This is a genomic window from Variovorax sp. MSC1_012, from assembly GCF_023667525.1.
Classification (GTDB): domain Bacteria; phylum Pseudomonadota; class Gammaproteobacteria; order Burkholderiales; family Burkholderiaceae_C; genus Variovorax; species Variovorax beijingensis_B.
In genome coordinates this window covers 3,468,610-3,487,252 of sequence record NZ_CM174443.1, presented here as the reverse complement: position 1 = coordinate 3,487,252, position 18,643 = coordinate 3,468,610, and the positions used below count along the sequence as shown (strand labels likewise).

The following is an 18,643-nucleotide window of genomic DNA, read 5'->3' as shown; positions in this document are numbered from 1 at the left end:
GGGACACCCTCGATTTTCCCGGAGACAAGACACATGAAGAGACGCGACACCCTTCTTTTTCCGCTGGCCGCCGCGTGGGCCGGCAGCGCCTTCGCGCAGATCGGCAATGCGCCGGTGCGCATCCTCGTCGGCGCACCCGCGGGCGGCTCGACCGACACGCTGGCCCGTTCGCTGGCCGTCAGCATGGGCCCGGCGCTGGGCCGCACGGTGATCGTCGAGAACCGGCCGGGTGCGGGCGGCAACATCGCCGCCGATGCCGTGGCCAAGGCCGCATCCGACGGCAACACGCTGCTGATGAGCTTCACCAGCCATGCGATCAATGCCACGCTCTATCCGGCGCTGCCTTTCGACCCGGTGAAGGACTTCACCGCGCTCACCTGCGTGGCGACCTCGCCCTCGATCCTCGTCGCGCATCCGTCGGTGCCCGCGAAGGACGTGCGCGAACTCATCGCACTCGCCAAGGCGAAGCCGGGCCAGCTCAACTTCGCGATCGGCGCGGTGGGCTCGTCGCTGCACATGGCGGGCGAGGCCTTCAAGATGCAGTCGGGCGTCGACATCGTGAACATCCCCTACAAGGGCACCTCGCCCGCCGTGCAGGACGTGCTCGCCGGCCAGGTGCAGCTGATGTTCGCGGCCGTGGGCAACGTCAAGGCGCACATCCAGGCCGGCAAGCTCAGGGCACTGGGCGTGACCACGGCCAGGCGGCTTGCGGCCTTTCCCGACGTGCCCGCCATTGCCGAGGCGCTGCCGGGCTACGAATCGAGTGCATGGTTCGGCCTCTTCGGCCCGGCCCGCATGCCGGCGGACCGCGTGAAGCAGGTCGGCGATGCCGCGCGCCATGCGCTGCAGCAGGCCGACATGCGCCAGCGCCTCGACACCGAGGGTGCGATACCGGTGGGCAACTCGTCCGAACAGTTCGCCGCCTTCGTGCAGAGCGAGATCACGCGCTGGGCCAAGGTCGTCAAGTTCTCGGGAGCCAGGCCGGAATGACCTTCAATGTTCCAGGCCGCGCGCTGGCGCAGACGCTGGCGCAGAAGCTCATCGCACGCGCCAGCGGCCGCGCGCAGGTGGCGGTGGGCGAGATAGTGACCTGCGGCGTCGACATGGCCATGTTCCACGACTCCTCCGGCCCGCGCCGGCTGCAGCCGATGCTCGAGGAGCTCGGCGCGCAGATCTGGGACCGCTCCCGCGTGGTGCTCGTGATGGACCACTACGTGCCCGAGCGCGACGACGATTCGCGCCGCATCGTGCGCATTGCGCGCGACTGGGCGCGCGAGCAACAGCTGCCGCACGTGTACGACAGCCAGGGCATCTGCCACGTGGTGGTGCCGCAGCACGGCCACATCCGACCCGGCATGCTGTGCGTGGGCGGCGACTCGCATTCGCCCACGGGCGGCGCATTCGGCGCCTACATGTTCGGCATCGGCAGCACCGAGATGCTGGGCGTGATGGTCACCGGCGAGATCTGGCTGCGCGTGCCCGAGACCATCCGCATGTGGTGGGACGGCGCGCTGCCCGCCGGCGTGACCGCCAAGGACATGATGCTGCACATGATCGGCCGCTTCGGCATGAACGGCGGGCGCTACCAGGCGGTGGAGTTCGCCGGCCCGGCCGTCGCCGCGCTGTCGATGCAGGAGCGCATGACGCTCTCCAACATGAGCGCCGAGCTGGGTGCGCAGGCCGGCCTGATCGCGCCCGATGCCACCACCGCCGCATTCCTCGCACAAGCCGGCGCCCCGCCGGTCGACATGGCACCCTGGTTCACCGACGAAGGCGCCGCGCTCACGCACCACCGCTTCGACGCCGCCACGCTCGAGCCCTACGTCGCCGCGCCGCACAGCCCGGCCAACGCGCACGGCGTGAGCCGGTACCTGGGCACGCATGTCGACGTGGCCTACATCGGCGCCTGCACCGGCGCCAAGCTCGACGACCTGCGCGCCGCGGCCCAGGTGCTGCGCGGCCACAAGGTGGCGGCGGGCATCCGCCTGATCGTGGCGCCGGCCAGCCTGCACGACCAGGAGCGGGCGCGCGAAGAGGGCGTGCTGCAGGTGCTGATGGACGCCGGCGCCGAACTCTTCCCGACCGCCTGCGGCGCCTGCTCGGGCTACGGCGATCCGATGGGCGACGGCATCACGGTGATCTCGACCACGGCACGCAACTTCAAGGGCCGCATGGGCTCGCCGACCGCGCAGGTGTACCTGGGCTCGCCCTACACGGTGGCGGCGGCCGCACTGCGCGGCTGCGTGACCGATCCGCGCGAGGTGCTCGCGTGACTGCCGACATCCTGCACCGCCCGCATCGGGTTTGGCGCCTGGGCGCCGACATCGACACCGATGCGCTCGCGCCCGGCCATGCGATGAAGCACGGCATCGACGTGATCGCGAAGCATTGCCTCGAAGCCGTGCGCCCCGAGTTCGCCAGCGAAGTGCAACCGGGCGACGTGATCGTGGCCGGCCCCAGCTTCGGCATCGGCTCTTCGCGCGAGCAGGCCGCGGCCGTGCTCGTGCAGTTGGGCGTGGCCGCGGTGATTGCGCCGTCGTACAGCGGCCTGTACTTTCGCAATGCCTTCAATCTCGGCCTGCTGCTGCTGACCTGTGCCGAGGCCGAGACGCTGAACGATGGCGAGCGCATCGCCCTGGACACCACGGTGCCCGTCGTCGTCTCGCCTGGCGGCGCGCGACTGGCCTGCGAGCCCGTGCCCGGATTCCTCATGGACATGGTCCGCGCCGGCGGATTGATGAACCAGTTACGCCAGCGTGGCGGCTCCCCGGACCCCCAGAAAGCAAGCAATGTCTGACCCTTCTTCTGCAGTCGCGATCGACCCCGTCACGCTCGCCGTGCTGCGCGGCCGCCTCGAACAGGTGGCCGACGAGATGGACGCCACGCTCTACCGCAGCGCGTTCAATCCCATCATTGCCGAGGCGCACGACGCCTGCCACGGCCTGTACGACGCCGCGACCGGCGACACGCTGGTGCAGGGCAAGTCGGGCCTGCCGGTGTTCGTGGGCGCGATGGCCTTCGCGGTGCGCGCCACCGCCAAGGCGGCCGCGCCGCGCGGCGGCATGAAGGACGGCGACATCTGGATCAGCAACGATGCCTACGACGGCGGCACGCACGCCAACGACTTCAAGCTGGTCAAGCCCTTCTTCCGCAACGGCAAGCTGTATTGCTACATGGCCTCGGCCGCGCACTGGCACGACGTGGGCGGTGCGGTGCCCGGCAACTACAACCCTGCGGCCACCGAGTGCTGGCAGGAGGCGGTGCAGATTCCGCCGGTGCGCATCGTGCAGGGCGGCGTGCTCGACGCCGACGTGCTCGCTATCCTGCAGGCCAACACGCGGCTGCCCGACAGTCTCTGGGGCGACCTCAACGGCCAGCTCGCCGCGCTCGAGCTCGGTGCCAAGCGCCTGCACGGCCTGCTCGACGAATACGGCGACGGCCTGGTGCTGAATGCGCTTGGCGAGCTGCGCAGCCGGGCGCTGCGCCTCATGCGCGCGCACATCGCCTCGCTGCCCGACGGCCGCTACAGCTTCGAGGACGTGCTCGACAATGACGGCATCGTCAACCAGCCGCTCACCATCGCGCTCGACATGACGGTGGCCGGCGACCGGCTCTCGCTCGACTTCTCGCGCACCTCGCCGCAATGCGCCGGCCCGGTGAACATCTCGCGCGCCACGGCGGTCGCGGCCTGCTACGTCGCGCTCAAGCACCTGTTCCCCGACGTGCCCGCGAACGCCGGCGTGCTCGACGCGGTGGACTTCGTGATTCCCGACAAGCTGGTGATCAGCGCCGAGCGCCCGCGCCCGGTCGGCGGCTACACCGAGACCATCCTGCGCATGATCGACGTGATCTTCAGCGCTGCCGCGCAGGCCGACCCCACGCGCGCCGTGGCGCAGGCCTACGGCACCATCAACGCGCTGTCGATCGCGGGCCACCGCAGCGACAAGGGCCGCGAAGGCCAGCGCTGGGTGATGTTCAGCTTCTTCGGCGGCGGGCACGGCGGCCATTCGGGCGGCGACGGCCTGTCGCACGGCAACGCGCCGATCTCGACCGCGACGATTCCGCCGCTCGAAATCCTCGAGGCCGCGTACCCCGTGCGCTTCACCGAATGGTCGCTGCGCGCCGACTCGGGCGGCGACGGCCGGCACCGCGGCGGCCTCGGCGCCGTCTACGAGATCGAACTGCTCGAGAAGGATGCCGAGGTGTTCGTCTTCGGCGAGCGCGGCACCTCGCCGCCCAAGGGCATCGCGGGCGGCGGCCCGGGCGCCCTCAACGTGTTCCGCTACGAGAACGCGGGCGAATGGCACACGCCGCCCATGGTGTCGAAGATGCGCGGCATCCAGCTCGTGCGCGGCGAGCGCGTGCGGCTCGAAACGCCCGGCGGCGGCGGCTGGGGCCGTGCCGGCGAGCGGCCCGCTTCGCAGCGCGAAGCCGATGCCGCCATGGGCTACGTCACGGCCGCTAGCGGCGGCAAGAAAGCATCCGAATGAGCACCACAAGCAAATCCCTGGTCGTCGGCGTCGATGTCGGCGGCACCTTCACCGACCTGTTCGTGCTCGACGAGGCCAACGGCAGCGCGCGCATCGTCAAGGTGCCCTCCACGCGCGGCGAGGAAGCGCGCGGCTTCATGAACGGCGTGGCGCGCGTGGCCGATTCGGTCGCGGCCATCGCCACCATCGTGCACGGCACCACCGTCGGCACCAACGCGCTGCTCGAACGCAAGGTGGCGCGCACCGGCATCATCACCACGCGCGGTTTCCGCGACGTGCTCGAGATGCGCCGCCGCGACCGGCCCGAGACCTGGGGCCTGCGCGGCAGCTTCGTGCCCGTGGTGCCGCGCGACCTGCGCCGCGAAGTCGACGAGCGCGTGCTGGCCGACGGCACGCTGCACACGCCGGTCGACCTGGAACAGGTGCGCGCCGAGGCGCGCTCGCTGCTCGAAGCGGGCTGCGAAGCGGTGTGCGTGTTCTTCATCAACACCTACGCCAACCCCGAGAACGAACGGCTCGCCGTGGCGGCCGTGCGCGAGCTCTGGCCCAACCCGCACGTCACCTCGGCCAGCGAGGTGCTGCCCGAGATCCGCGAGTTCGAGCGCTGCTCGACCGCCACCCTCAATGCGGCGCTGCAGCCGGTGGTCGGCAGCTACCTTGGCCGCCTCGAAGCCGACCTGCGCGCGCAGGGCTTCGCGGGCGAGCTGCTGGTGGTGCAGAGCAACGGCGGCGTGATGTCGCGCCAGACCGCGAGCGACCTGCCGGTGCGCACCGCGCTCTCGGGCCCGGCGGCCGGCGTGATTGCCTGCGCGGCCATTGCGCGCGCAGCGGGTTTTCCGAGCGCGATCACCGGCGACATGGGCGGCACCTCGTTCGACGTGTCGCTGGTGGCCAACGGCGAGGCCGCGCTGGCCGCGCAGACCGCCATCGAGTTCGGCATGGTGATCCGCTCGCCGATGATCCAGATCGAGACCATCGGCGCCGGCGGCGGTTCCATCGCTTCCGTGGATGCGAGCGGCATGCTGCAGGTCGGCCCCGAGTCCGCCGGCAGCGTGCCGGGACCGGCGTGCTACGGGCGCGGCAACATGCGCCCGACCGTGACGGATGCGAACGTGCTGCTCGGCCGCATCGCCGCCGACCGGCCGCTCGGTGGCGGGCTGCTCGCGGCGCTCGATGCGCAGAAGTCCCGACAGGCCATCGAGGAGCACGTCGCGCGCCCGCTGGGCCTCGACGTGCACGCCGCGGCCGAGGCGATCCTTACCGTGGCCAATGCGCGCATGGCGGGCGCGATCCGCCTCGTGTCGATCGAGCGCGGGCACGATCCGCGCCGCTTCGCCTACATGCCCTTCGGTGGCGGTGGTGCGCTGCATGTGTGCGCGATGATGCGCGAGGTGGGCGTGGCCACCGGCATCGTGCCACGCTATCCCGGCGTGACCTCGGCGCTGGGCTGCGTGATCGCCGACATGCGCCACGACGCGGTGCAGACCCTCAACAGGCCGCTTGCCGAACTCGACGTGGCCGACCTGCAGCGCCGCATCGACGAACTCTCGGCCGCCTGCCAGCAGCGCCTCGACTCCTCGGGCGTGCGCTTCGACGAAGTGCGCGAGCTGATCGCGCTCGACATGCTCTATGCGGGCCAGACGCACACGCTGCCCGTGGTGCTGGCCGATGCGGGCAGTACGCCGATCACCGCGCAATCCATTCGCGCCGCATTCGAGGCCAGTTACAGCGCCGCCTTCGGCCGGGTGCTCGACGGCATCCCGATCCGCGTGATGAACCTGCGCTATGCGCGCATTGGCGTGCGGCCCAAGTTCGACCTGAAGGTGCTCGCGCCCGAAGGGCAGGGCAGCACCGCGCCGCTGGGCACGCAGCGCGTGTTCCACCACGGCCAATGGCACGAGGCCGTGCGCTACGCGCGGCTCGAACTGCCGGTGGCCGCGCGCATCGAAGGGCCTGCGATCCTCGAGCAGGCCGACACCACCGTGTGGCTCGAACCCGGCTTCCACGCCGAGGTCGACGCGCACGGCAACCTGCTGGTGAGGCTGTCATGAGCACAGTGGCGAAGACTGCGTTGGTCATCATCGACCTGCAGAACGACTTCCTCGACGCCAAGGGCGCCTATGCGCGCGGCGGCGACACCAACCCGCCGGCTCTGCTGCTGCCGGTGCGCGTGGCCGAAGTGGCGCGCGCGCTCAAGGCCGCGGGCGGCCTCGTGGTTGCCAGCCAGTTCACGCTGTGGCCCGATGCGGCCGGCGAGCCGATGGTGTCGCCGCACCTGAAAGCGCTGCGTCCTTATCTGAAGAAGGGCGACTTCGCGCCCGGCAGCTGGGGCCAGGCGAATGTCGACGCGCTGGCCGGGCTCGTCGACGTGGCGGTCAGCAAGGTCGCGTACTCGGCCTTCTTCAACACGCAGCTCGACTGGGTGCTGCGCCGCGCGGGCATCGACACCGTGGCCGTGTGCGGCATCGTGACCAACGGCGGCGTGGCCAGCACCGTGCGCGATGCGCACATGCGCGACTACCGCACGCTGGTGCTGGCCGACGGCTGCGCGGCCTTTGGCGAGGAGCGCCACCAGACCTCGCTGGCCGACATGCGCAACGTGGCCGAGGTGACCGACTGCGCGGCCTTCATCGCATCGCTCGCATGACGGCAAGCCCCTCGCGCCTCATCCGCCGTGCGGCACAGGTCGAGGCCGAGGTGCATGTGCCGGTGGCCATCGTCGGCGGCGGCGCGTGCGGGCTGACGGCCGCGCTGATGCTGGCCGATGCGGGCGTGGACTGCGTGGTGTTGGAGCGCGACGCGCTGCCCAGCGGATCGACCGCGCTGTCTTCCGGCTTCATCCCCGCGCCCGGCACCCGCACGCAGCGCGCGCATGGCGTGCAGGGCGACAGTGCCGAGCGCTTTGCTGCCGACATCCAGGCCAAGGCCCGCGGCCGTGCGGCGCCTGCGCTGGTCGAGGCCTATGCGGCTTCCATCGGCCCGGCGCTCGATGCGTTGCAGGAACGGCATGGGCTGCAGTGGATGCTGCTCGACGGCTTTCTCTATCCGGGCCACAGCGTGCGTCGCATGCATGCGTTGCCGCAGAAGACCGGCGCATCGCTGATGGCGGCGCTGCAGGCGGCCGTCGAGGCGGCGGGCATTCCGGTGCTGACGCAGGCGCTGGTCGACACGCTGGTGCTCGACGACGGAGACCGCGTGATCGGCATCGACTGTGCGCGGCCCGACGGCCGCCGCGAAACGCTGGGCTGCGACGCCCTGCTGCTCGCCTGCAACGGCTTCGGCGGCAATTCGGAAATGGTCCGCACGCTGCTGCCCGAGATGGCCGAAGCCACCTTCGGCGGCCACGCCGGCAACGACGGCAGCGCGATCCTCTGGGGCGAAGCACTGGGCGCGCGCCTGCGCGACCTGGGTGGCTACCAGGGCCATGGCTCGTGGGTCACACCGCAAGGCGCGCTGATGTCGTGGGCCGTGATGATGGAAGGCGGCGTGCAGCTCAACTGCGAGGGCCGGCGCTTTCACGACGAGACAGAGGGCTACTCGGAAGCCGCCGTGCACGTGCTCGCGCAGCCGGGCGGCATTGCGTGGAACGTGTTCGACGCGCCGCTGCTTGCACTGGCGCGGGGCTTTCCCGACTTCTGCGAAGCCGAAGCGGCAGGTGCGCTGCGCCGCTGCGAATCGGTGGCTGCGCTGGCGGATTGCATCGGCTGCGAGCCTTCCGTCTTGCAAGGCACGCTCGACGCCATGCGCGCCGGCACGCCACCGCCCGATGGCCGCGTGTTCGCACGCGCACTCGAAGCGCCGTACTTCGCAGTCAAGGTCACGGGCGCGTTGTTCCACACCCAGGGCGGCCTCGACACCGCGCCCGACATGCGCGTGCTGCGGCACGACGGCACGCCCTTCGCCAACCTGTTCGCCGCCGGCGGCGCGGCGGGCGGCGTTTCCGGCGATGCGGTGTGGGGCTATCTCTCCGGCAACGGCTTGCTGAGCGCCGTGGCCGGCGGCTACATCGCGGCGCGCACGGCGACCGCACTGATCCAATCGACGGAAGCATCCGCATGACGAATCCCTCCTTCAAGACCCGGCTCGCGCGCAAGGACATCGTGCTCGCACCCGGCGTGTACGACGCCCTCAGCGCCCTCGTGGCCGAGCAGGCCGGCTTCGAGGCGCTGTACCTCTCGGGCGCATCGATCGCCTACACGCGGCTCGGCCGCTCCGACATCGGCCTGACCACCTTCACCGAGGTGGCCGACACGCTCGCGCGCATCACCGAACGCGTGAACCTGCCGGTGATCGTCGATGCCGACACGGGCTTCGGCAACGCGCTCAACACGCAGCGCACCGTGCGCGGCTTCGAGCGTGCGGGCGCGGCCATGGTGCAGATCGAGGACCAGACCTTTCCCAAGCGCTGCGGCCACCTCGACGGCAAGGCCGTGGTGCCCGAGCGCGAGATGGTCGGCAAGTTGAAAGCCGCGCTGGACGCGCGCACCTCGAGCGACACGCTGATCCTCGCGCGCACCGATGCGGTCGCGGTCGAAGGGCTGGAGGCCGCGCTCGACCGCGCCGAGGCCTACCTCGCCTGCGGCGTCGATGCGCTCTTCATCGAGGCGCTGCGCTCGCCCGGGCAGATGGACGCCGCCTGCCGGCGCTTCGGCGACCGCGTGCCGCTGCTCGCCAACATGGTCGAAGGCGGCAAGACGCCGATCCAGGATGCGGACGCGCTGCAGGCCCATGGCTTTCGCATCGCGATCTTTCCGGGCGGCACCGCACGCGCCGTGGTCCATACGCTGCAAGGCTACTACGCGAGCCTGCACCGGCACCGCACCACGCAGCCCTGGCGGCCGCAGATGCTGGACTTCGACGCCCTCAACGAGGTGATCGGCACGCCGGAACTGATGCGCACCGGACAGAAGTACGACTGACCTGCCGCCTCAGCGCAGCACGCGGACCAGCTCGTCATACACCAGCCGCACGCGCGCCGGCACCGGCGCGCGCTGCGAGCGGTAGACGTGGATCGGCCAGGGCTCGGGGGCTTCGGCCTCGAGCACCGCCACCAGCTCGCCCGACTGCAGCAGCGGCTCGGCCAGCGGCCCCACGAGCTGGCCGAAGCCCAGGCCCGCGCGCACCGCGGCGCATTCGGCATCGACGTCGTCGGTGACGAAGGCCGGCGCGGCGACCGGCACCTGCCGCCCCTTGCTGAAGAACCAGGACCACGGGCGGCCCGAGCTGCGGTCCATCAGCGCGGTGAGCGGAAAGCCGGGCAGCGTGTCGAGACTCTTCGGGATGCCGGTGCGCTCGACCAGCGCGGGTGCGGCCACCACGTGGAGCCGCATCTTGCCGACCGTGCGCGCAACGAAGCGCGCATCGCGGATCGGGCCCGCGCGCACGCCGATGTCGATCTGTTCGTCGACCACGTCGGCATGCGCCTCCGAAAGCCGCAGGTCGAGCACCAGGCCCGGATGCGCGGCCAGCATCGGCGCGAGCGCTTCCGGAATCAGGCGCCGGCCGAACACATTGGGCGCAGTGACGCGCACCGTGCCCGCGTGCTGCGACAGCGCGCGCCGGTCGGCGCGGTGGAACAGCGCATCGACGCCGCCGACCGCGGCACGCGCGCGCTCGGCGAGCTGCCGGCCGAAGTCGGTGAGCTGCACGCCGCGCGTGCTGCGGTGGAACAGCGGCTCACCCAGTTCTTCTTCCAACTCGCGCACCGCCCGCGTCACGACCTGCGGCGAGACGGACAGGCGCGCGGCGGCCTCGCGGAAGTTGGCGGCGGCGGCGGCGGTGCAGAACACGCGCAGGGCTTCGAGACGGTTGGCCATGGGGGCTTTCAAGTGAAGGCGTGTTCCAGATCAAGGAATTCTGAAGTCGCGAGAGTTTCATTTACGGGAACGCGTGGATTTTCCACACTGCATGCACTTCTTCAAACACACCCGAAAGGAATTTCCCATGACATCCGTTCAAGACAACATCCGCGGCAAGGTCGCCATCGTCACCGGCGCGAGCAGCGGGCTCGGCGAATCCACGGCGCGCCACCTGGCCGCGCGCGGCGCCAAGGTGGTGCTCGCGGCGCGGCGCACCGACCGTCTGGAGAAGGTCGTCGCCGAAATCCGCGAGGCCGGCGGCGAGGCCATCGCCGTGGCCACCGACGTGGCCAAACGCGCCGACCTGGAGCAGCTCGCCGCAGCGACGGTCGAGGCCTTCGGCCGCATCGACGTGCTGGTCAACAACGCGGGTGTGATGCCGCTGTCGCCGATCGAGAAGCTCAAGGTCGAGGAGTGGGACCGCACCATCGACGTCAACATCAAGGGCGTGCTCTACGGCATTGCCGCGGTGCTGCCGCGCATGCAGGCGCAGGGCAGCGGCCACATCGTCAACGTGGCGTCGATCGCGGGGCTCAAGGTGTTCACGCCGATCGGCACCGTGTACAGCGCGACCAAGCATGCGGTGCGCGCCATCTCCGAAGGGCTGCGCGTGGAAATGGGCAACAGCGGCGTGCGCGTGACGATCGTCTCGCCCGGTGCGGTGGAGTCGGAGCTGAAGTTCGGCAGCACCGACGCCGAGAGCGCGGCCGGCGTGAAGGCGTTCTACGAGGCCAACCAGATTCCCGCCGATTCCGTGGCGCGCGCCGTGGTCTATGCCGTGGAGCAGCCCGCGGACGTGGACATCAACGAGGTGGTACTGCGGCCGGTTTCGCAGGAGTTCTGATCCGGGCGGCGGGGCGCGCGGCCCCGCTGCGCACCCATTAACCTTCAACCGCAGAAGGTCATTGACAGCCAAAAGTGCAAAGCCCCTGCAAAATAGAACGACCGTTCGTTTTATTCCGGAGCTTCCACGATGTCTGTCAATGCCGTTCCCGCCAAGCCGGTCCGCGCTGCCCAGAAGGGCCAGCAGACCAAGGCCGTCATCGTCGACGCCGCGCTGGCGCTGGCGGCGCAGATCGGGCTCGAGGGCCTGTCGATCGGCGCGGTGGCCGAACTCACCAAGATGAGCAAGTCGGGCGTGTTCGCCCATTTTGGCTCGCGCGAGGAGCTGCAGATTTCCGTGGTGCGCGAGTATCACGCACGTTTCGAGCAGGAAGTGTTCTTTCCCGCGCTCGAGGCGCCGCGCGGCCTGCCGCGCCTGCGCGCCATGTTCGCCAACTGGATGAAGCGCACCTCGGCGGAGATCGACTCGGGCTGCATCTACATCAGCGGCGCTTCCGAATTCGACGACCGTCCCGGCCCGGTGCGCGATGCGCTGGTGGAGTCGGTCAGCATCTGGCAGGCGGCCGTGCTGCGCGCGATCGTTCAGGCCAAGAGCGAAGGCCATTTGCGCGCCGACGCCGACGAGCGGCAGTTGGCCTTCGAGATCCACGGCCTGATCCTCGCGCTTCACTACGAAGCGCGCTTCCTGCAGGTGCCGGGCTCCATCGGCCGCGCGAATGTCGGCTTCGACAACATCCTTGCGCGCAGCGCCACGCTCGATGCACCCCCCGCCGAAGCCGCGGCGTCGGCCAAGCCCGCCGCCTCCCGCCGGCTCAAGCCGGTGCGCTGAGCGGCCCCTTTTTCGCTTTTCTTTTTCCCTTTCAGTTTTCGACCAGGAGAGTCCCGGATGCCCAGCTACAACCCACCCGTACGCGACATGCAGTTCGTGCTGCACGAAGTGCTCAACGTCGCCGACGAACTCAAGGCGCTTCCGGCCCACGCCGAGACCGATGCCGACACCATCAACGCGGTGATCGAAGAGGCCGGCAAGTTCGCGGCCGAAGTCACGTTCCCGCTCAACATCAGCGGCGACGAAGAGGGCTGCACGCTCGACAAGACCACGCACGAAGTGAAGACGCCCAAGGGCTTCAAGGACGCCTACGCCAGGTACGTCGAAGGCGGCTGGCCCGCGCTGTCGTGCGACCCGGCCTTCGGCGGGCAGGGGCTGCCCTTCGTGGTGAACCAGTGCCTGTTCGAGATGCTCAACAGCGCCAACCAGGCCTGGACCATGTACCCGGGTCTCTCGCACGGCGCCTACGAAGCGCTGGTGGCGCACGGGACCGAGGAGCAGAAGAAGACCTACCTGCCCAAGCTCACCAGCGGCGAATGGACCGGCACCATGTGCCTGACCGAGCCGCACTGCGGCACCGACCTGGGCCTCCTGCGCACCAAGGCCGAACCGCAGGCCGACGGCACGTACCGCATCACCGGCAGCAAGATCTTCATCTCGGCCGGCGAACACGACATGGCGGACAACATCATTCACCTGGTGCTGGCCCGCCTGCCCGACGCGCCCAAGGGCAGCAAGGGCATCAGCCTGTTCGTGGTGCCCAAGTACAAGGTCAAGGCCGACGGCTCGCTCGGCGAGCGCAACCCGATCTTCTGCGCCGGCCTCGAGCACAAGATGGGCATCCACGGCAACGCCACCGCGCAGATCGTGATCGAGGGCGCCACCGGTTCGCTGGTGGGCGAGCCCAACAAGGGCCTGCAGGCCATGTTCGTGATGATGAACGCCGCGCGCCTGGGCGTGGGCAACCAGTCGCTCGGCCTGACCGAAGTGGCTTACCAGAATGCACTGGCCTACGCGAAGGACCGCACCCAGATGCGCTCGCTCTCGGGCGTGAAGGCCAAGGACAAGGAAGCCGATCCGATCATCGTGCACCCCGACGTGCGCAAGATGCTGCTCACGGCCAAGGCCTATGCCGAAGGCGGCCGCGCGCTGCAGATCTTCTGCACGATGCTGCTCGACAAGGAGCACCACCACCCGGACGAGAAGGTGCGCAAGGATTCGGGCGAACTGGTGGCGCTGCTCACGCCCATCGTCAAGGCCTTCATCACCGACAACGGCCACATCGCGACCAACGCCTGCATGCAGGTGTTCGGCGGCCATGGCTTCATCAAGGAATGGGGCATGGAGCAGTTCGTGCGGGACAACCGCATCAACATGATCTACGAGGGCACCAACACCATCCAGTCGCTCGACCTCCTGGGCCGCAAGGTACTGGGCAACAACGGCGCGTCGCTCAAGAAGTTCGGCAAGCTGGTTGCGAAGCTGGTGGAAGAAGAGGGCGTGAACGAGAAGATGGCCGAGTTCATCAACCCGATCGCGGGCCTGGGCGACCAGCTCACCAAGTTCACGACCGAGATCGGGTTCAAGGGCTTCCAGAACCCGGACGAAGTGGGCGCCGCCGCGGTCGACTACCTGCGCGTGGCCGGCCACTTCGTGTTCGGCTACCTGTTCGCGCGCATGGCGCAGGTCGCGCTGCGTCAGATCGCCGCAGGCAACACCGATCCGTTCTATGTCGCCAAGCTGCAGACCGCGCGCTTCTACTTCGCCAAGCTGTTCCCCGAGACCGCGACGCTGATGCGCACCGCACGCGCCGGCAGCAAGGTGCTGATGGACACCGACGCGGCGCTGGCCTGAGGCTTCGGCCTTTCTTCTCATCGTCCAACCGGAAGCCGTTCATGAAATCGACGCTTGCAGCCATCGTTCTTGCCGCCACCTCCGCCGTGGCCGCGGCCCAGACCACGCCCGTGGGGCTGTGGCGCAACGTCGACGACAAGACCGGCGAGGCCAAGGCCGAGATCCGCATCGGTGAAACCAACGGCGCCCTCATCGGCCGCATCGAGAAGTCGCTGAAGAAGGACGCCAAGCCCGACGCGATCTGCGATGAATGCAGCGACGACCGCAAGGGCAAGCCCATCACCGGGCTCGACATCATCCGCGGCGGCAGGAAGGCCGAGGGCAAGGACGTCTGGGAAGGCGGAAAGATCCTCGACCCCGAGAACGGCAAGGAATACCGCGCGAGCTTCACGCCGATCGACGGCGGCAAGAAGCTGGAAGTGCGCGGCTACCTGGGCCCCTTCTGGCGCACCCAAACCTGGAACCGTATTCCTTGACCCACCCCCGTAGCTGCTCACTTCGTGTAGCCGCCTCCCCCTCAAGGGGGCAACACCAGTGGCCCGGCAAAGCCGGTTCCACGGTGTTCCCCGAACTAACACAACACTTCAAAGCCCAGTTATGTCCCGATTCCAAGTGAAGAAAGTCGCCGTGCTCGGCGCCGGCGTGATGGGCGCGCAGATCGCGGCCCACCTCGTCAACGTGCGCGTGCCTGTCGTGCTGTTCGACCTGGCCGCCAAGGAAGGCCCGAAGAACGGCATCGTCTCGCGCGCCATCGACAACCTCAAGAAGCTCAAGCCCGCGCCGCTCGGCGACGTGGCCGATGCGGTGCTCATCGAGCAGGCCAACTATGAAGACGACCTCGCCAAGCTCGGCGAGTGCGATCTCGTCATCGAAGCCATTGCCGAGCGCATGGACTGGAAGCTCGACCTGTACAGGAAGATCGCGCCGCACGTCGCCAAGCATTCGATCCTGGCCTCGAACACCTCGGGTCTGTCGATCACCAAGCTCAGCGAGGCGCTGCCTGAAGCGCTGAAGCCGCGCTTCTGCGGCATTCACTTCTTCAACCCGCCGCGCTACATGTTCCTGGTGGAGCTGATCAACACGCCCACCACCGAGCCGCAGGTGCTCGACGATCTCGAGGCCTTTGTCACCAGCACGCTCGGCAAGGGCGTGGTGCGCGCGCACGACACGCCCAACTTCATTGCCAACCGCGTCGGCATCGCCGGCATGCTGGCCACGCTGAAAGAAGTCGAGAAGTTCGGCCTCACGCCCGACGTCGTGGACGACCTCACGGGCAAGAAGCTGGGCCGCGCGAGCTCTGGCACCTTCCGCACCGCCGACGTGGTGGGCCTGGACACCATGGCGCACGTCGTGAAGACGCTGCAGGACAACCTGAATGCAGAGACCGACCCGTTCTACGCCAACTTCTCGACGCCGCCGGTGCTCGCGAAGCTGCTCGAACTCGGCAACCTCGGCCAGAAGACCAAGGCCGGCTTCTTCAAGAAGGTGGGCCGCGACATCCTGCGCTTCGACCTCCAGAGCGGCGAGTACGTGCCCGCCGGCGCCAAGGCCGACGAGGTGTATGGCCGAATGCTGAAGAAGCCCGCGGGCGAGCGCCTGAAGCTCCTGCGCGAGAGCGAAGGGCCGCAGGGGCAGTTCCTCTGGGCCATCCTGCGCGACGGGTTCCACTACGCCGCAGTGCATCTGGCCGACATCGCCGAGAGCGCGCGCGACATCGACTTTGCGATGCGCTGGGGCTTCGGCATGAAGCAGGGCCCGTTCGAGCTCTGGCAGGAAGCCGGTTGGGCGCAGGTCGCCAAGTGGGTACAGGAAGACATCGACGCGGGCAAGGCACTGAGCAGCGCACCGCTGCCCAAGTGGGTGTTCGAAGGCCCGGTCGCTCAGGCCGGCGGCGTGCACACGCCCGAAGGCTCGTGGAGCGCCTCGCAGAACACCTTCGTGCCACAGCGCAGGCTGCCGGTGCATGAGCGGCAGCTGTTCCCCGAAAGCGTGCTCGGCGCGAACGCGGCCGATGCCAACACGGCCGGCACCACCGTCAGCGACGAAGGCGATGTGCGCGTGTGGACGCTCGATGGCGAAGTGCTGATCGCCAGCATCCATTCGAAGATGCACGCGATCAGCCCCGACGTGGCCGAGGCGCTGGGCGCCGCGGTCGACCTGGCCGAGGCTGAATACAAGGGCCTGGTGATCTGGTCGCCCGACGAGGTGTTCTCGGTCGGCGCCGACCTGCAGGCCATGCTGCCGGCCTTCGTGGTCGCGGGCATCGGCGCGGTCGAAGGCGCGGAGGAAGAGCTGCAGAACGTGATGCTCAAGATCCGCTACGCGAGCGTGCCGGTGGTCTCGGCCGTGCGCGGCATGGCGCTGGGCGGCGGCTGCGAGCTGGCCGTGTATTCGTCGAAGCGCGTGGCGGCGATGGAGAGCTACATCGGCCTGGTCGAAGTCGGTGTGGGCCTGATCCCCGGCGCGGGCGGCCTGACCTACATTGCGCGCCGCGCGGCCGAGAACGCATCGGCCTCGACGGGCACCGACCTGCTGCCGTTCCTGACCGAAGGCTTCACCGCCGCCGCGATGGCCAAGGTGGGCACCGGCGCGCTCGATTCGAAGAAGCTGGGCTACCTGCTCGACAGCGACATCATCGTGCCGAACAAGGACGAGCTGCTCTACGTGGCGCTGCAGCAGGCCAAGGCGATGGCCGACGCCGGCTACCGCCCGCCTTTGCGCCGCACCTTCCGCGTGGCGGGCCGCAGCGGCGCCGCGACGATCAAGGGCCAGCTCGTGAACATGCGCGACGGCGGCTTCATCAGCGCGCACGACTTCCACATCGCGAGCCTGATCGCCAACGTGGTGACCGGCGGCGACGTGGACGCAGGCTCGCTCGTGACCGAGGAATACCTGATGGCGCTGGAACGTAAGGCGTTCTGCTCGCTCATCGTGCATCCGAAGACGCAGGAGCGGATCATGGGGATGCTGAGCACGGGGAAGCCGGTGCGCAACTGACCTGCATTTCTCCTTCCCCCTCCGGGGGAAGGCAGGGATGGGGGAGACCTCCAACCAAGCACGATGCGAAACCAGTCCACGCCCAACGCACGCGCAAACGCGCAGGTGCTTCGCCGCGAGATGACCGATTCGGAGCGAAAGCTCTGGGGCGGACTGCGCGCTGAGCAGCTGGGTATGAAACTTCGGCGCCAGCATCCGCTGGGCAATTACGTCGCGGATTTCGCGTGCTTTGCACCCAAGCTGATCGTCGAACTCGACGGATCACAGCATCAGGTGCAGCAAGGCTACGACGCGCGGCGTGACGCATTCTTCCGCGCGCAGGGTTTCGATGTGCTGCGCTTTGCATCGAACGATCCGTTCACCAATCTTGATGGGGTTCGCCAGGCTATCGCCAATCGGCTTGCCGAGTTGATGCCGCCGGCCCCCATCCCGGCCTTCCCCCGGAGGGGGAAGGAGCAAGAAAATCCAGGAGCTTCTTCATGAGCAGCAAACAAGTCCAAGACGCCTACATCGTCTCCGCCACCCGCACCCCCATCGGCAAGTCGCACCGCGGCTACTTCCGCAACTACCGGCCCGACGACCTGCTCGCGACCACTCTGAAGGCAGCGTTGGCCGCCGTGCCGGGCCTCGACCCCAAGGCCATCGAGGACATCATCTGCGGCTGCGCGATTCCCGAATCGCAGCAGGGCCTGAACGTCGCGCGCATCGGCGCGGTGCTCGCGGGCCTGCCGACCAGCATCGGCGGCATCACCGTGAACCGCTTCTGCGCATCGGGCCTGTCGGCCGTGCAGATGGCCGCGGACCGCATCCGCGTGGGCGAGGCCGACGTGATGATCGCGGCGGGCGTCGAGAGCATGAGCATGGTGCCGATGATGGGCAACTCGCCGTCGCTGTCGCCTTCCATTTTCGAGCGCGAAGGCGACGTGGGCATTGCCTACGGCATGGGCCTCACGGCCGAGAAGGTCGCGCAGCAGTGGAAGGTGAGCCGCGAGGCGCAGGACGAGTTCGCGCTCGCCTCGCACCAGAAGGCGCTGGCCGCGCAGAAGGCCGGCAAGTTCACGGACGAGATCACGCCCATCGATGTGACCGACCGCACGCCCGATCTCGAGACCGGCGAATCGATCGCCAAGACCCGCACCGTCAACCTCGACGAAGGCGCGCGCCCCGACACCAGCCTCGAAGGCCTGGCCAAGCTGCGCACCGTGTTCGCCGCGCGCGGCACCGTGACGGCGGGCAACAGCTCGCAGACCTCCGACGGCGCGGGCGCGCTGATCCTCGCGAGCGAGAAGGCCGTGAAGCAGTACGGCCTCACGCCGCTCGCGCGCTTCGTGAGCTTTGCGAGCAAGGGCGTGCCGCCGCACATCATGGGCATCGGCCCGATCGAAGCCATTCCGGCCGCACTGCGCTACGCCGGCCTCAAGCACGAGGACATCGACTGGTTCGAGCTCAACGAGGCCTTCGCCGCGCAGTCGCTCGCGGTGATCAACACGCTGGGGCTCGACCCGAGCAAGGTCAACCCGATGGGCGGCGCCATTGCGCTCGGCCATCCGCTCGGAGCGACGGGCGCGATCCGCGCGGCCACGGTGGTGCATGCGCTGCGCCGCGAGAACCTGAAGTACGGCATGGTCACGATGTGCGTGGGGATGGGACAGGGCGCCGCGGGAATTTTCGAACGGGTCTAGCGGCTACTGCGCGGGCGATCTGCGGCGTTGCGGGGCCCGTCGGGAAATCCTCACGACCTTGAAGGTCGCTCCGGTTTCCCGCCACCCGCG

At 69.0% G+C, this 18,643-nt stretch carries 16 protein-coding genes; 15 read left to right on the top strand and 1 reads right to left on the bottom strand.

What is annotated here, in order from left to right:
• The first annotated feature begins 33 nt into the window (after nt 1–33).
• Genes L1081_RS16485 through L1081_RS16450 form a run of 8 tightly spaced genes read left to right on the top strand, consistent with a single transcriptional unit; the run spans nt 34 to nt 9,409 of the window.
• Nucleotides 34–990, top strand: coding sequence for a tripartite tricarboxylate transporter substrate-binding protein (locus tag L1081_RS16485; RefSeq protein ID WP_489413136.1), 957 nt, complete (start codon nt 34–36; stop codon nt 988–990).
• A complete protein-coding gene (locus L1081_RS16480) occupies nt 987–2,273 on the top strand; it encodes an aconitase/3-isopropylmalate dehydratase large subunit family protein (protein WP_489413135.1) in 1,287 nt (428 codons plus the stop codon). The genes L1081_RS16485 and L1081_RS16480 overlap by 4 nt, the downstream gene beginning before the upstream one ends.
• Entirely contained in the window at nt 2,270–2,797 is a 528-nt protein-coding gene (locus tag L1081_RS16475) for a LeuD/DmdB family oxidoreductase small subunit (protein ID WP_489413134.1), read from the top strand. The genes L1081_RS16480 and L1081_RS16475 overlap by 4 nt, the downstream gene beginning before the upstream one ends.
• Nucleotides 2,790–4,490, top strand: coding sequence for a hydantoinase B/oxoprolinase family protein (locus tag L1081_RS16470; RefSeq protein ID WP_489413133.1), 1,701 nt, complete (start codon nt 2,790–2,792; stop codon nt 4,488–4,490). Before L1081_RS16475 ends, L1081_RS16470 begins: the two co-directional genes overlap by 8 nt.
• The gene (locus L1081_RS16465; RefSeq protein WP_489413132.1) at nt 4,487–6,541 is read left to right on the top strand and encodes a hydantoinase/oxoprolinase family protein; all 2,055 of its coding nucleotides are present in this window, start codon (nt 4,487–4,489) and stop codon (nt 6,539–6,541) included. Before L1081_RS16470 ends, L1081_RS16465 begins: the two co-directional genes overlap by 4 nt.
• Nucleotides 6,538–7,137 carry an isochorismatase family protein gene (locus L1081_RS16460; RefSeq protein ID WP_489413131.1) on the top strand — a complete coding sequence of 200 codons (600 nt, stop codon included), beginning with the start codon at nt 6,538–6,540 and terminating at the stop codon, nt 7,135–7,137. The genes L1081_RS16465 and L1081_RS16460 overlap by 4 nt, the downstream gene beginning before the upstream one ends.
• On the top strand, nt 7,134–8,549 hold the full coding sequence (locus tag L1081_RS16455) for an FAD-dependent oxidoreductase (protein WP_489413130.1): 1,416 nt from the start codon (nt 7,134–7,136) through the stop codon (nt 8,547–8,549). The genes L1081_RS16460 and L1081_RS16455 overlap by 4 nt, the downstream gene beginning before the upstream one ends.
• Entirely contained in the window at nt 8,546–9,409 is an 864-nt protein-coding gene (locus tag L1081_RS16450) for an isocitrate lyase/phosphoenolpyruvate mutase family protein (RefSeq protein WP_489413129.1), read from the top strand. The genes L1081_RS16455 and L1081_RS16450 overlap by 4 nt, the downstream gene beginning before the upstream one ends.
• Before the next feature lie 9 nt (nt 9,410–9,418).
• On the opposite strand, the gene L1081_RS16445 is transcribed toward L1081_RS16450, so the two are convergent.
• Nucleotides 9,419–10,306: a LysR substrate-binding domain-containing protein gene (locus L1081_RS16445; protein WP_489413128.1), complete on the bottom strand. Its 888-nt coding sequence runs from the start codon at nt 10,304–10,306 to the stop codon at nt 9,419–9,421.
• A 127-nt stretch (nt 10,307–10,433) separates the two neighbouring features.
• Here L1081_RS16445 and L1081_RS16440 point away from each other — a divergent pair, with 127 nt between their 5' ends.
• The 7 genes from L1081_RS16440 (at nt 10,434) to L1081_RS16410 (ending at nt 18,553) form a co-directional block, all read left to right on the top strand.
• The gene (locus L1081_RS16440; protein WP_489413127.1) at nt 10,434–11,192 is read left to right on the top strand and encodes an SDR family NAD(P)-dependent oxidoreductase; all 759 of its coding nucleotides are present in this window, start codon (nt 10,434–10,436) and stop codon (nt 11,190–11,192) included.
• 129 nt (nt 11,193–11,321) lie between these two features.
• Nucleotides 11,322–12,020 (top strand): TetR family transcriptional regulator C-terminal domain-containing protein, encoded by a 699-nt coding sequence (locus tag L1081_RS16435; protein WP_489413126.1) that lies wholly within the window; start codon nt 11,322–11,324, stop codon nt 12,018–12,020.
• Between the two features lie 57 nt (nt 12,021–12,077).
• Entirely contained in the window at nt 12,078–13,874 is a 1,797-nt protein-coding gene (locus tag L1081_RS16430; RefSeq protein ID WP_489413125.1) for an acyl-CoA dehydrogenase C-terminal domain-containing protein, read from the top strand.
• Nucleotides 13,875–13,915: 41 nt separating this feature from the next.
• Entirely contained in the window at nt 13,916–14,350 is a 435-nt protein-coding gene (locus L1081_RS16425; protein WP_489413124.1) for a DUF2147 domain-containing protein, read from the top strand.
• Between the two features lie 121 nt (nt 14,351–14,471).
• Nucleotides 14,472–16,871, top strand: a complete 2,400-nt coding sequence (locus L1081_RS16420) for a 3-hydroxyacyl-CoA dehydrogenase NAD-binding domain-containing protein (protein ID WP_489413123.1) — start codon at nt 14,472–14,474, stop codon at nt 16,869–16,871.
• 63 nt (nt 16,872–16,934) lie between these two features.
• A complete protein-coding gene (locus L1081_RS16415) occupies nt 16,935–17,354 on the top strand; it encodes a DUF559 domain-containing protein (RefSeq protein WP_489413122.1) in 420 nt (139 codons plus the stop codon).
• The gene (locus tag L1081_RS16410; RefSeq protein WP_489413121.1) at nt 17,351–18,553 is read left to right on the top strand and encodes an acetyl-CoA C-acyltransferase; all 1,203 of its coding nucleotides are present in this window, start codon (nt 17,351–17,353) and stop codon (nt 18,551–18,553) included. The genes L1081_RS16415 and L1081_RS16410 overlap by 4 nt, the downstream gene beginning before the upstream one ends.
• The last annotated feature ends 90 nt before the right edge of the window (nt 18,554–18,643 follow it).